At 45.3% G+C, this 15,178-nt stretch carries 7 protein-coding genes; all 7 read right to left on the reverse strand.

What is annotated here, in order from left to right; genetic code table 11:
* Positions 1-12 precede the first annotated feature (12 nt).
* Complete coding sequence (locus ACFPQ4_RS16580; protein ID WP_378112980.1) at positions 13-513, reverse strand: hypothetical protein; 501 nt, start codon at positions 511-513, stop codon at positions 13-15.
* Positions 506-1,456: a glycosyltransferase family 2 protein gene (locus tag ACFPQ4_RS16585; protein ID WP_378113152.1), complete on the reverse strand. Its 951-nt coding sequence runs from the start codon at positions 1,454-1,456 to the stop codon at positions 506-508. Before ACFPQ4_RS16585 ends, ACFPQ4_RS16580 begins: the two co-directional genes overlap by 8 nt.
* A 30-nt stretch (positions 1,457-1,486) precedes the next feature.
* The gene (locus tag ACFPQ4_RS16590; RefSeq protein WP_378112981.1) at positions 1,487-2,992 is read right to left on the reverse strand and encodes a sugar transferase; all 1,506 of its coding nucleotides are present in this window, start codon (positions 2,990-2,992) and stop codon (positions 1,487-1,489) included.
* A 105-nt stretch (positions 2,993-3,097) separates the two neighbouring features.
* On the reverse strand, positions 3,098-5,542 hold the full coding sequence (locus ACFPQ4_RS16595; RefSeq protein ID WP_378112982.1) for an O-antigen ligase family protein: 2,445 nt from the start codon (positions 5,540-5,542) through the stop codon (positions 3,098-3,100).
* Between the two features lie 99 nt (positions 5,543-5,641).
* Positions 5,642-7,750 carry a hypothetical protein gene (locus ACFPQ4_RS16600; protein WP_378112983.1) on the reverse strand — a complete coding sequence of 703 codons (2,109 nt, stop codon included), beginning with the start codon at positions 7,748-7,750 and terminating at the stop codon, positions 5,642-5,644.
* Positions 7,751-7,867: 117 nt separating this feature from the next.
* Positions 7,868-10,630 carry a hypothetical protein gene (locus tag ACFPQ4_RS16605; protein ID WP_378112984.1) on the reverse strand — a complete coding sequence of 921 codons (2,763 nt, stop codon included), beginning with the start codon at positions 10,628-10,630 and terminating at the stop codon, positions 7,868-7,870.
* A gap of 533 nt (positions 10,631-11,163) precedes the next feature.
* The gene (locus tag ACFPQ4_RS16610) at positions 11,164-15,108 is read right to left on the reverse strand and encodes an S-layer homology domain-containing protein (RefSeq protein WP_378112985.1); all 3,945 of its coding nucleotides are present in this window, start codon (positions 15,106-15,108) and stop codon (positions 11,164-11,166) included.
* Between the last annotated feature and the right edge of the window lie 70 nt (positions 15,109-15,178).

The raw sequence follows: 15,178 nt of genomic DNA on the forward strand, positions 1-15,178 counted from the left end.
ACCTATTCTCTATTATTGCAGCTGATATCCTCCACGTACCAAAACAATCAATCCCTTAGCCTGCTTAGGATCCGCCTCGACTCCCCGTCCGCCTCTTGGGAACAAAATGAGGTGATTCGTCTTGATCGGCTTACCAGGCGCGATATCAATGCCGTCCGTCATATCGGACAATCCGTTAGCATCAGCACTGTATGCGATCGCTTTGCCGGTGCGTACGATTAACTCCCCGCCATCGGCGACGATAATTTTACTGCCCAGCGGAACTGTAACGACTTCTAGCTTCGACGAGGACGACGCCTCGCCGCCTCCAACGCCAGCCGCGAGTTGCTTTTGTAGCTCTATCTGAACCTGTTCGGCGATACTCTTATCCACATAGCTTTTCGTTACGATCGGATCATTCGTAGACCCCGGATTCGATGAACTATCAGCTTCGGCAGATTGATACCAACTGAAAGCGCCAATTAATGCGACTGAAAGAGTTGCCGCCAAAAGCGTAGTTTTTCGCTTATTCATTTATAGTTACTCCCCCCACTGTCTTAGTTGAATTAACGCGATCCCAGAAAAATGGATGCATGCTGCACTTTTTGCGTAGCTTTGAGGGTAACTTGTGATGTACCAACCCCATTCGATAGCCTGCATACTTAACAACCGTCTCAGCTGCCAGTCGTGGAAGCCACCGCCACTCGCTTGGCGATTTCAGATACGACAATTGTCTTCTGATAAGTCGAAAGCCTTCTCCTTCAGCTCTAGCATAAGCCAATATCCAGTTGTGGAGTTGCAAAGAGCCACCTATATCAAAATAGCGGGTGAAAAGTTGCTTTAACGAATAATTGTGGGAATGAACGACCTTAGCTTCTGGAGCGTACATTATGACGTGGCCAGCCTCTATCATTCTAGCAGCCATGATCATATCTTCATTGCTTACGATCGGCTCTACGAATCCTTGCAATTCACGAAATACGGACGCACGATAGGCTGCACATACGTTGGACAGGAAGAAGGTTTTAATGCCGAATCGTTTAATATCTGCAAGCGATTTCTTCATCGGCTCGGTCGGATAGTTAAACTCTCGATTCATCCTCTCAAGAATATGGGCATCGGGGTATGCAACTTGTCTGCCGCCTACAGCAGCTACTTTCTCGTCTGCGAAAGGTTTAGCAATCCGTTCAATGAAGGAATCATCAGCCGGAATGGCATCTTGCGTCATGAATACAAGAACCTCGCCGGATGCATGTGCAGCCGCCAAGTTACGCGTCTTGCCATGATCGAAATGACGGCGCTCTATAGAAAGAACAGTAGCCCCCCTATTGGAAGCCATTGACGCCGTACGATCTTCTGATGTCGAATCTACTACTAGAATCTCGAAAGGACGGACGGTTTGATTCTGAAGCGAGTCTAGCAAATCAGAAATATACTTCTCCGCGTTTAATGTAGGAATGATAACTGATACTCTGATCGGACTCGCCTCCTCTTTAGCTTTGCGTCCTCAGTAAGCGCCCGAGCCCTTAATTACTGCAGGAATCGTCTTAATCAAGATCTTCATCTCCAACGCAAAACTCCAACGTTCGATATAGTAAATATCCAAGTCGATCCAATCTTCGAAATCTAGATCGCTTCTACCACTAACTTGCCAAAGACCAGTCATTCCCGGCAGAACGTCCATTCTACGCCAATGGTAATCTGTATATTGCGCGACTTCCGAAGGTAGCGGCGGCCTAGGGCCAATCAGACTCATCTCGCCTTTGAGCACGTTCCATAGCTGCGGGAGCTCGTCTAATGAATATCTGCGCAACCATGCCCCGATTCTTGTTACCCTTGGATCGTTACGCATTTTGAACACGGGTCCCGAAGCCTCATTAGCTTTAAACAATGCACGTTGTTCCCACTCTGCCCCTTGTTGCATGGAGCGGAACTTGAGCATTTGAAACGGAATGCCATTTTTACCGACTCGCGATTGTTTGAAAAATACTTCACCCTTGGAATCTAGCTTTATCCATATGGAGAGTACCAGTAGAAGAGGTGATGTTAGTAGTAATAGCAGAAAACTTCCTACAATATCGGCTACTCGCTTTAAAAATACGTTGATGCCCCTTAAAGGCGTCTTAACGATTTGCAAGCACGGCAGCTCCAGGTCGCTTCGGAATGCGAACACCGTTGCCATGCGATCGAACATCTCCGGGATAATCCGAATATCTACATCATACTTGTAAACGGTATGAAGCATCGATTCAATGATGTGTCTTTCGGATGGAATTGTTATGTAGATCGTATCTATATGTTGCTGTTGGATGATTCTCTCTAACTCCGAAGTTTTCCCCAAAATATCTTTCCCTTGCTTACGATCATCAAGGTAGCCGATTACGTCATGCTTTAAGTCGGCGGATTGGGATAGTTGTTCCTGTAATTTCGTCCCTACTCTACCTGCGCCGACAATAAGCACTTGTTGTTTAACGACGCCGGCTCTATAACGTTTGTTAATGATCACTCCCTTTACGCCTAACAATATCAACGACTCCAACATCACCATTACTAGGAAGGTTACTAGCGTTACCCTAGAATACAGAAATGTCGTCTTGAGCAAGAATGTTATGCCTAGCGTAATTAGGAAGGCATAGACAAGTGATCGAAAACTTAGCCGATACTGTTCGAAAAATGATCTTTCCGCTTTACCCGAAAACAATTGATTTTGTACAATTGCGAATGCATGAATGACTAAGAAAATCAGTAAGAAAATCGCATAATCGGTGAACACCGATATTTCACGCGACCATTCTATGGGGTTAAATCTATTGATTTGAGGATAGTCCTGCAACACCTTGGCAGCCATCAGCAAATAGAAGGTGACCACATAGCCCACATATTCCATCGCTATGAACCATCTGCCGAGGAATACCAAGCTTCTCTTCTTAGTTAATCTTTCTTTGGCAACCGTTCCAACAGTGCGCACGCGATGAGGATACACTTGCTGATTCGCCAATTCGCTAATTCGCATAAGGGACTTCCCCATTATTTAAAATATTTTGATTTAATCTTATCACAGTTCGCCTATTCCAAGGCTAAATATTGTCCTAAAAGCACGGAATAGCGAGCCATTTGTCTATTCCAATAATGCCTGTAATTGACTTGCTTCATTCGAATTTGCGGCAACTAATTTCTGATATAGCGCGTCATCGTCTTGACCAAGCTTACGAATCGAAGCTAGATAGTATCTTGCGATTTCTTGATCTACAGCACCGGTTAATTGTTCCATTAAGCCTTGCTTCAATTCGCTTGCGGCAACCTCATACTTTTCTTCGTAGAAAGCCAACTTACCGACATTCAATCGCATGTTAGGAGTAACCATATAGGCACGATTAATGATGATTGCTTTAGGCAGTTCTTGCAGCTTCTTTACTTGCTCTTGAACTTGTCCATATATGTCTGCGATCTTCTTACTCTCGCTCTCCATTGATGCGCGATCCGAACGATCGTAAGCTTCTTTCCATAGGTTGTACCGATCGATAATCGATTGCTCGTAATAGGACAACTCATATGGATAGTGCTGTATAGCAAGGTCGAGCGAATTAACCGCCAGCTGCTTATCGCCCATTACCATCGCTCGTGTGTACGAGATATTTGGCAATGCTCTATACTTAGGTTCAGACTCGCTCAATCGGTTCAAATATTGGTCAGCAATATTCAAATAATTTTTGTCCTTCGTCTGCTCATAAGCCTGATAGTTCAACCCTGCCGCTCTCTCGAGCAAATAAGGATGGTTCGGCAGTTGCTTCAAACCAGCTTCAATTGTCGCCATCACTCGATCCATGCCCTGTTGTACTTGCAGCTGTTTGGAGCTAGTCAGATACTTCCCATTTACGTATAGCGTTGTAGAGACACTATATAACAGTACGATTGCAATAACACCCCAGGCGGCTCCTGTGACGCGCTTAATTACAATCTGACGTTTCACTAGCGATACGTTCGTAATTGGTTCATTATGTTTTCCGGCAAGAATACCTAGACAGAAAAATACAATCGCATTAAACAGGAAATAGCTCATCTCGAAGTCGATTAAGCTATGAATGAGGATACTGAGCGCAATCAATAATACTAGTAAGCTTTCGCTACCGTCGGCTGCTTTTTCTCTAAAATAACGAACAACATACGAAATTACGATGTACAAGATAAATAAGCTAGTTAGCAATAATCCTATAATTCCTGTCTCCACGAGAAGTTGCACAGGATAACTATGCGTCTGCGAGCTGCTATAAGGATAGGACTGATATTGATCATACAGTGCCTCCCACGCTCCGCCACCGCCTCCAACTAACGGGCGGTCTAGCCACATCGAGATAGAATCTTTGTAGAAAGTCAGCCGTTCTAGAACGCTGTGCTGCTGAAAATTAATGCTACTCAATCTTTCGGATAGCGCAGCCGGCAAAATTGAATTTAATACACCCGTACCGATGACAATGATTCCGATAACACATAAAATCACGAATACTCCCGGCAACCAATACCTAGAAGATTTCTTATGTTCCCACTGCTCTAATCTGTTAGCTAAACGGCTTAGTAAATATTTATTAAAAAATAACACGAAGATCGACATCGCGACCGCAATCCCCAATACCCTTAGCCAACCGCTCAGCGAATCCGATGTAAACCATCCGACTGTGGTTATAAGTTGCTGGGCCGCAATCATTTGCTGGGTGCTTTGATAAACCTCGTTACCACTGTTCGTCAAATAGGATTGAATCAAGAGCGACAATATCATCGAGACGACAAAATATACACTCATGAGGATTTGTTTTCTAAATCCGGATACAATAAGCGTTACTAGCGCTATGACCGGTATAGCGATAATTGCTCCACGAGATAACGTTAACAACAACGAAGCTGTAATGAGCGCAAGCGAGAAACCTAACGATAGTAGCACCCATGTCTTACAGACCTTAACCAGATAGTGTAGATTAACCAAAACAAGAGTCAACAAAAATACGGCGTATGCGTTCGGATACGTAAACACAGATGCTAAGCGTACATTCTCCACAAACATCAGAGAATCTAGTTTATAGCGATTTCCTATCAGATAGGTAAATCCGTATAGTACGAATAAACTCCCTATAGTTAAATAAGCCTGAAGTAATAAATTGATTATTTTTTTATTATCTGATAGATATATTCCTGTCAAATAGAATGCATATACCGCTACGCTGAAAAGCACTGAGATTCTAGATAAGTATGACGATTCCGCATTAAACGAACTGATCAAATAGACCAAGGGTATTATTAATCCAGCTAAAGTTAGCAGATGTTTGCGTTCGAATTGTTTCGAGCGAAGGATATACATTAATGCAAAAATAAAAGCCGGTATACCAAACATAACTCCATACATAAGGCTTTTTTCAAATAAAATTTGATTCGCGCTATGTAAACCTACACCATTAAAATACCCATAGTTGAATAATGAAACTAGAAGAAATAGAATAATCATTCCGCCAGTCAAATAACTTAATAAATCCATTTGATTATTAATTGTACTGGTCTTTTTGCTAGCACCCACGAAGTACTGCCTCCCCTGAAATTCCACTACTTGTCTCCGTGTATTATAACATACAAGATAAGACAAAAACTGCCGGACGTTATGTCCGGCAGTTCCTGATTATTCCGAGGATCTAATCATCCATTCGTAATCTTTGCTTCCGATCAATCGCTTATTACCATCAAGCTCTTCGTAGACATTAAGTTTATATCCGTTAAAGGTCGGTACTTTACTGAAGAACTGGGAATCATTGAACGATAGCGTAATGCTTTTGTTTTTGCCCAGTTCCAAATAATCGCCAGTTGTCGAGTTCAAGCTAATTTCCTTTTCATACGTTGCTCCGTGAGGATCGACGAGCTCAACGATGATATTACGAACGCCTGCGCTCCAGTCGTAACTCTCCAAGCCTTCCGCATAATCGTAATCGAATTCCAACTGGAAGCTCTTCTCATCGTGTATTTGCGCAAGCACATGTCTGATCGATAACTGGTTTGTACCAAGTTGGAATGTTGTGAGTCCAGTTGTTTGTGCCTTCGTAAAAATAATGCTAATGGATACCGGATTGTAGAGTGCCTTTTGATCTCCCGCGTTAAGCTCTTCTCCAATTATGAGATGGAGATCTTCAAGAGAGACATTCTTCGGAAGGCTCGCTTCGATTAAAGCCTGCCCCTTACCGTTAGGTCCTAAATCAGTCTTAGTCGGGAGTACAATATTGGCTGGATAAATATCGCCTGCGGTGTTAATTAAATACGATTTCAGAGTCTTAACAGAGCCGAGTCTGCTCTCTAGGTTCTTATAGTCAAGTTCTACAGCGACAAGATCTGTCTTCGTACCTTCATATGCTATTGCTTGAGTCGCCGTAAGCTGCGAGCTCTTGTCATACGAGTTCCAGAACTGATTGAGTTCTTTCTTGTTAATAATCATGCCTTGCGGAATATTCGTCTTATATTTTGCAATTGTAGACGTTGTAGTCTCGCCCTTGGACTTCAGTTCAATCGTTATCGTGCTGTACTTTTCCTTGTACGAAAGAGGTACAAGTACAGTGATATGCTGATTGGACTTAGCCGAAATCAGGTTATTGCCATCCGTCACGATAATTGGTTTAATACTTACTCCAACGCCATTGAGCGCTATCGAGGCTTCAAGATTCGGCGACTTAAGATCGACTTGAGTCGGGTTGTTAATAATAAAGCTTGCTGCGAACCAATCCTGCGACTGATCAGGGTAACGGAAGATTTGTTCTCCTCTGATCGAGATATCTTGCTCTTCATACGTAAAACTCACGGATTTATCAAACGCTACTGCGTTTGAATCGTCTGTCGAGGATCCCGATCCCTTACCTGGTGTAGGGATTTGATAAGTGACATATGGCATAAGCGAATTCGTCTTGCTTTCCTTCGTACCTATAAGCAGTACAGCATTTGCAAGATTTACGCTTAATGGAATTTCTCCATTGAGTTCAATAGATTTCGTTTGTTGCGGGAGTAACGACATCGTATCGTCTTTAGGCTTCAATGGATAGATATACCCTGCCTGCGTACGAATATAGTACAAGGTTTCTTGTCCTAACGATGCAGCCCATTTACCTGTATTGGATAAATCAATGATAATCTGATACTTCTCCGTATCATCTTCCGTATAGCGCTGAGAGGACTTAATCAACGATTTAAGCGTTGTAGTCCCTACCGGGAAGCTAGCTGTCTTGGATGCAGCAACAACCTTAGTGTAACCGGCTGGTATTACGATCGTACCAATCGTTCTTTCATAGTTCTTAGCAGAGAAATCCCATTTCACGCAAACGATGTTGAACTCATCCGCTTTTCTCTTCTGGCCTACATCCGCGATAAATACGAGATCTTGATAAGATCCAGTAGCTACAGGTTTGCTCTGATCCGGTTGTACGAGTTTCGCCGTATAGCTCTTGCCTTTCTTGTCTTTGAGTCTAAACCAGTAGTTAAGAAGATCAAGGCTAGTCGATTCATTATTATAAACTCTCAAGCGAATTACAAATTGCTCTTTGTCCTCATTAGGTACTACATCCGCAGACAGCAGCTGCACAGAGCTTTTCTTGGATAAGTAGACGAGATTAGGTGACTTTACAGCGGTAGTGGTAGTTGCCGCATTAGCAATAGAATTGTTCAGAACGTTATTTGGTACTATTACACCGCCAGTAATGGCCATACTCATAGCTAAACATATTGCCACGATTTTGTTCTTGGAGTTACTCATATTTTATATTCACCTCGTATTAGTAGCTACTATATATACGAGTAAAAGCACCAAAAAGTTCTAGTAAACGCAAAAAGACTTCGGGGAAACCCGAAGTCTTTTTGTGGTTATTGGTATTTAGCCAATTACTACCGTGATCGTAACAGATTTGTCAGCGATGACAGACGTTACTTTGTATTTGTCGCCGGTGGAACCGGAGAACGTCACAGGACCCGTTACTTTAGAAATGACACCAGCAGGGGTCGTTACATATACCGTAGCTTGGTTGCTCAGGTACGTTGTACCGAATTGGTCCTTAACTTCTACATAGAAAGTGCCGGACAGAGTGTCGTTGTTAGCTACTGTGATAGTACCATTAGCAGCAATAACAGTATCATCCGAAACCTTCTTCACTTGGATCGAAGCTGCAACAGGTGTTGCATACGAGATCTTAACTGGAGCTTGAACAACGATTGGTGTACCGTCTACTTTAGAGATCGTTACGTTAACAATCGTGTTAACATCTGCAGTCGTAGGAAGTGCCCAATATGCTGAGATAACACTGTCGCCGTCTGTATTAAGAATCGCAGAGTCAGCCGCCGAAACTCCTTGTAGAGCATTATCAGGCAATGCTACTTTCGTGCCGGAAGCATCGACTGCAGAAACAGTAACTTCTTTTGCAAAATCAGATCCCAACCAACCATCATCATATCCGGAGATCGTACCGATAGCATCTACTTTGTAAGTAAGTGCTTCATCAGCTTTCGCGGATTTGATCGTTACCGTTCTGGAGTCGATCGCAACGCCAGCCTTAAGCAATTTAACCGTTACAACCGTTGTTTTGTCATGACCAACTGGAGTCAATGTAATACCAGTATCATTCAGAGCAGCAACGGTCGAATCAGCATGTGCAGCACCGAAATCAGTGTTATCTACTGCGAACTGGATGTTCGCACCAGCGTCGGAAGTGATTGCATCGCCGTATTGATCAAGGAACGTAGCTTTCAATGTTACAGTTCCGGAATGACCGTTAGCGTACACAACTTTCGTTACGTCTGGTACCAATGCACTGATGGAAGCAGCATATTTCGCGTCAACAACAGTCAGAGCGATCGTGGAAGACTTACCAGTCGAGTTAACAGTAACCGTCAGGTTAGCCGTACCGTTAGCAGCAGCATCTACAGTTACGTATGCTTTGCCGTCAGCCGTCGTCACGAAATCACCTGCAGTACCAACTACAGAGAAAACGCCAGAGTTGCCGCTTACTACCGTAAGTTTGCCAGCAACAGCCAGATTGTTGATTTCGTCAGCAGTCAGTGCGTTGCCGAATTGATCTTTAACTTGAAGCTCTACTTTGAATGCATTGTCGTTAGCGCCGAAACGAGACGTAGGAGCTACGAGCGTAGGTTCAGCCAACGTTTTGTTGCCAGTTGCCGTGAAAGTGATCGTCGATACTTTACCAGTAGCGTTAACGATAACCGTCAGAGTAACCGATTTGGAACCTTCGAAGCCAGCCTTAGTATCGAAAGTCAATTTTTCGCTAACGATAGCAATGGAAGCTGCGTCAACTACAGAGGAATCGCTGGAGATGAACGTAAGGCCCGTCGTATTAGCAAGCGTAACAGCGTTGCCGAATTGATCTTTCGCAGCATACGGAAGAACTACGTCCGTTTTGCTAACGCCGATCGTCGTATCGCCAGTTGGAACAACTGGAGCTTGAAGCGTTACTTCAGCTACAGCTTTGAAAGCTTCGATAGAGATCGTTTTCGATACGGACTTAGCGTTAACTACGTCAACGATCGTCAGGTTGATGGAAGTGTTACCACCAGCGCCAGCGCCGATAATCGTGATCGCTTTGTTTGCAATGCTGATGTCACCATGACCAGCAGTAGCAGTACCTTTAGAAGAAGTTACGATGAAGTTCGTAGCAGTTTGTGCAGCCGTGATGTCTTCGCCGTATTGGTTCAGTACTTTAAAGCCAACAGCAGCGTCGTCTCCGCCAGCAGTCGTGCGGTATGCACCAGCATCAACCGTGATGGAATCAACTTTCTCAGCAGCTACAGTGAAGTTAGCAGCAGCTTTGCCTTCAGCGAAAGTAAGGCCGCTAGCCGTTACCGTGTAGTCGCCAGCAGTAAGAGCTACAGTCGTTTCAATCGTAGCGATCGTTTTAGCATCGTTCCACGTTACCGCGTTGATGTTGGAACCGATCGTACCTTTTTTAACTGCGAACGATACTTTGGAAGTATCAACAGCTTTTTTGAACGTTACAGTGACTTTCTTAACGCCTGTTACAGCAGCGGAAACAACTTCAGCTTTGGAATCGAAGCCAGGAAGCTTCAAGAACTCGCCGAGTGTTACGCCAAGAGCAGGAATTTCAGTGTTAAGAGCAGCGATGACGCCTACGAACGTGTCGCCACGAACAGCAGGAGCGTCAGCTTTTGCGCCAGCTGGCAAGATACCAGCAGCGATTGCCAACTCAGTAGCATGTGCATAGTCGTCCGTGCCAAGAGCACGAAGAACGATTGCAGCGAATTGTTGGTTCGTCAACTCTTCGTCCCAACCGAATTTCGTTGCGGAGTGGCCGAGGATGTAACCTTTCTCTCTAGCCCAGGAAAGGTATCCGTCGTACGCAGTACCTTTAGCGTCTTTGTACGTGTGGGATTTAGGCGTAGCTTTAGCTGCAGGTTCTACACCCAGCAAGCGGGAAAGAATAACAGCGATGTCTTGGCGCAACCAAGTGGAATTTTCCATCAGGTTGCCGTTTTGGTCGCCGATAACGACGCCCAGTTCTTTCAATTTAGCGCCAGCTTCAGAAGCTGTTGGCGTTGCTGCGGATGCCATGGCGGAGAACATTCCGAAAACCAGGGCGATCGCTAGCAAAAAGGATAAACTTTTTTTCATAACCTTTTTTTCTCCTCCTCGAGAAAGTATCTGTTTTGATTGATGGGAAGAATTATAGCTCGAATCTCTCATCGTTGTTTCACCCCCTTCCTTGAGTAGAGCATTGTCTATAATTGATGTCTGCTGGCATGCCTATGTAGTAGATACATGTCGCAGAAACTCGTAAACAAAGGTAGAGACGCAAAATGGGCAGGGTAAATTATGCCACTTTCCCCATTATACATGAGCCGCAGGTTAAGCGTAAAGAGGATTTTAGTAGAACATTCAAGAGATTAGGGCTACAGTCCCTCTCGCAAGACTCATCATGTTAAACGCATGAGCGGCGAAAAAGTTGCGGATGAAACGGAAATCCCTGAACTTTTTTTGTTCTATTACGCCTCAACGACTCCCGGATACTTATGTAAGGGCTTAAGACTTCTTTAGTATAGCGGGGACTAAGTCTTTCGTCATTGTATAATCTTTACCTATTGCGCCAAGAAAGAGTAACAAGTAAGGGAGTTGCCAATTGCGCAACTCCCTCTTGTCCTATTAATCTAACTTAAGTTTTTAGGGAAGATACTCGTATTCTTGAGCAACAGTGCCACCGCGATCTTGCCGGCTTCCGCGCGCGTCATGTATCCCTTAGGGTTGAAGCTGGTAAGCGGCTTCGCCTGGCCAGGAATCGTCGTAGCCGAGCCCGTCATGATCTTAGCCTTATTGACCGCTTCTACTGCCGGCCTAGCGTAGTAACTGACGCTACCGGAGTCTACGAACGCTTTGGCCAGATTGCTCTCAAGCTTACTGTTGTTGATCGACATCTTGAGTTGCAGTGCCTTGGCGATCATTACAGCAGCATCTTCGCGGGTGATCCGGATATCCGGACCGAAGAATCCTTCGCTTAGTCCGTTGACGATACCAGCTCTCGCAGCCGTCTCGATATGATCGTAATCCCAAGTTGCGGATCTCGTATTTGGCGTAATGTCAAAGAACGTTTGGTTGCCTTCCGACTTCAGCGGGAGGTTCAGTCCTTTGACGATCAGCGTCGCGAACTCGCCTCGCGTCGTCAGGTCGTTAGCACCGAATTCATCCACGCGCATATTCGTCATGATTCCTTTGGAGTACAAAGCGTTAAGAATGTTACGCGCCCATCCATGGTTCGTAACGTCGTTATACCCTTTTCTCAGCTTCACGACTTGGTAATAACCGAAATCGTCGAACGGTACCGTAATGGTGCGGGCTTTGGTGTTGACTTCGCCGCCCACATTCTCCCATGAACCGGCATCCGTATAACGGAATACGGTGACGGTGTAGCTTACATCTTCTACGACGCTACCGTCGAAAGCGATGGTGAGTGTTCCACGTTTGGAAGGAACGACTTTGCGTCCTGCTTCGTATTCCGTGAAGTTGCCTTCAATAGAGTACGGTGGCAATCCGTTCGTCGCCGGCTTATAGCCGATGTCGCCACGGTTGCCTAGCTCGCCTTCGCCACCGCTGATCCAGTAAATCGGCGAGATGCGGGTAAAGTTGCTCGTATTCGTATTATTGGCGAACCGCAACGCTATACGATCCGGAATAATAATTTGCGATTTACCTTGGGACGTTCGAGCGTCGAAGTCTACATTAATAATGTTACCGTAATCGTTTTTACGCTCGACGACACCGTCAGTAGCGTTTGCGATTCCGAACAACAGCTTCGTATCGTTATAGAGCTTTGGCGCCATTAGACTGTTTACGTTCACCGACTGAAGAACCGTGCCTTTAGGGAACGTAAGCTGCAAGCCTTTGTTGAACACTGAATGCTTCGTACCTAGCTTCTCCATGTACTGACTGTCGATCTGTACCGTACTCGTGTAGAACACTTGGATCTTATCATTCAACGTGCTATCCGCACGCTTGATCTGAATCTTGATTTCCGACAGCTTGTCAGGCTTCAATCCAACATAATCATACACGAACCGATCGTTCATATCGGAACGCTTAGTAGCTTTTTGGCCTTCGATCAGTACGTCGGTCGCGCCTTCGGCTTCAATGTCGAAACGAACGAAGTTTTTGTTCACGATGATTTGATTTCCAACCGTAGGCTGTGGCGATAGGATGCGATATGCCGATACCTCGCGCGTAATCTCCAACGTTTGGTTCGTTCTTGCGCCTGTACCGTTGATTAATTCAAGATTATAAACGTGCGTACCCGGTGCAGCGAAAGGAATCGCTCTTACGCGGAAAATAAAGTCGTCTTCGTCCCCCGCGAAATCGTACGTGTACGTTACGTTATCAACTGGCGACGTGAAAGGTTGTCCAATCACTAGCTTGCTTGCAGCCGGGTCTCCATCGAGCGGGATATTCTTCGTGAATATCACTTGGGAACCCAACTTCAGGTTCATGATCGTGGCACCGCTGCCACGTATAACAAGATCGTAGCTTGTCTCGCTCGTAAAATACTTATTGTCCTTTAGAAGAAATTCAGGCGCTACGGAGAAGATATCCGACATCTGCTTTTGCGTATAAGTCGTCAAATCCTCGGAGAAAAACGGTTGTCGCGTACTGACGTTAAGCGTCGGCATGAAATCCTGAATCAAGGATAAGTTCTTATCGGTAATGTAAATGCGGACTTCCTTGATAATATCCTGTTTGTTGCCGTTTCCGATATCGTTGGTGCCTTTAAATACGATTCGGTTCTCGCCGAACACCAACGGTCCATTATTGGTAACCGCCAACTTGAGATTAAAATTGCCCGACCCTTGAACCACAGACTTAAATGTCGGATCGGTCGTGATCGTGGAATCCGTATCCAGGTACTCAATCCCGTTAACGAAATATTGCGGAGTTGCCACAACCCCGTTAAAGCCTAAGAAGCTACCTGAAACATCGACCGTGTTCGATTGTTTGGAATCTAGTTTGATTTCCTGCCCATCGAAAAGGTTGGCAACATAGATATAGCTTTTGGAAATGTACGAAATATTCACGATGAAAGTCGAAGCTGAATCGTGCAAACTAAATTGGACTTTTTGTTGTCCGTTCGGGAAAGCGGAAATTTTGTAAATCCGTTCGTCGTCACCCAAACCAGTAGCCGTGGACTTATCTATAGCAGTACCGATCGTGAACGACGCGCCACTGAACGGTAACAAAACGCCCTTCAAATCATCTAAGTATGTTGTATTCGTCGAGCTCCCTTTCACTAATACGTAGAAGGACGGACTACTCACTTCGGCATTATTGAGCGGTTGCCTATCCGCAACAGGGCCAGACCCGCTGTATTTCGGCAAGTATTCCATATTAACGATAGCCGTTTCGCCAGGCAAATATTTAAATTTGGCTTGGAACGTAGCTTGGTAATTGCCGACTTTAACCGTCAAGTTGTGAATTTGGTCTTTCTTATACTTTATGCCGTCATCTTGCAATGGGAAGACGTTAGGCAGTTCGAATGTGACGAGACGATACTGCGGATTACCGTCTTGGCCAGGGATGACAATATCGGCTTTGACGTCGCTCGCATATACCGTCGTGAACACGCTTGTCGAGTTAATGCTGTAGCTACCGGTTCCCGCGAAGCCTGTCGGGGCGTCAGAGTCTCGAATGAGCATCTGAACCTGCATGCTCGCCGTTTGTGGCGGAGTCAGCGTATTACCCGTTCCATAAGTAATCTGAGGAACGTTGTTCGTCAGAGGATACAGCGTCTTGCCTGGTTCCATTCGGATTAGGTTAACGTCCGTGAACGGATTGTTCTGATCGAAGAAATAAATCTGGCGAACGACATTAATCGTATTCGAGCCGTTCGTGATCGTTAAATTAACGGTATTCAATCCCGCTTTAAGCGTCATTGCAGGTGTGAAGAACGACCCGTCGTCGTACACGGTTGTTACCATCTGAGATCCACCGTTAACTCCCGAGGTTACTTTGGTCGCATTCTTGGCAACCCCTTGCAACGATACGGAAGCTGTCGGGACGACCACTTGCGTTCCTTCGTTCAGATCGACAAGCGAAGAGCCGCTCGTAACCTTCAAGCTTTGAATATACGGAATTTGATCGAATAAGACGTAGAATACGTCGGAGCGTTGCAGGTTGCCTTCGTTACCGCTAAACGTAATTCTGTTCATACCGCTGAACAACGTCAGATTACTCGCCGTAAAGCGGTTGGTAGAATTCGCATCCGCCAACACGGTGCCCGTCGTGAAGTGAGACGGATCCGTAGTCCAAGTGCTGTTCGCATTCAAATTTAGCTGCTCGATTTTGACGGTCATCGAATTCGCGGTTACGTGCGAGAACGCGCCGGTAATCGTAAGATTTCCGCCATTCGTCGTAAATGCCGACGTTCTCGTTAGTTGCGCCGTTCCGCTGGTTGCCATCGGATCAAGCGCCGCCGTTTTCCGAATAAGGGTATTGTCGGGAATGAAGTAAGTTGCCGTGCTTGACGGCGCCGCGTTGGCCACGCGAACAAGTCCCGGAGGGATCAAGGTCACGAGAAGCAGTACCGCGAGCATCGTTGCTAATAATCTTTTCACGTAAGTTCCTCCTTATGTATCACTAAGAACCATCAAGGTTCAAATTTAATGAGATCGATGATAAAATGGC

It is taken from the genome of Cohnella yongneupensis (assembly GCF_042655785.1).
GTDB classification, from domain to species: domain Bacteria; phylum Bacillota; class Bacilli; order Paenibacillales; family Paenibacillaceae; genus Cohnella; species Cohnella yongneupensis.

Excerpts from the sequence above, each read along its gene's own strand:
- ACFPQ4_RS16590 (WP_378112981.1), bottom strand. The coding sequence starts at position 2,992 with ATGCGAATTAGCGAATTGGCGAATCAGCAAGTGTATCCTCATCGCGTG.
- ACFPQ4_RS16605 (WP_378112984.1), bottom strand. The coding sequence starts at position 10,630 with ATGAAAAAAAGTTTATCCTTTTTGCTAGCGATCGCCCTGGTTTTCGGA.
- ACFPQ4_RS16580 (WP_378112980.1), bottom strand. The coding sequence starts at position 513 with ATGAATAAGCGAAAAACTACGCTTTTGGCGGCAACTCTTTCAGTCGCA.
- ACFPQ4_RS16600 (WP_378112983.1), bottom strand. The coding sequence starts at position 7,750 with ATGAGTAACTCCAAGAACAAAATCGTGGCAATATGTTTAGCTATGAGT.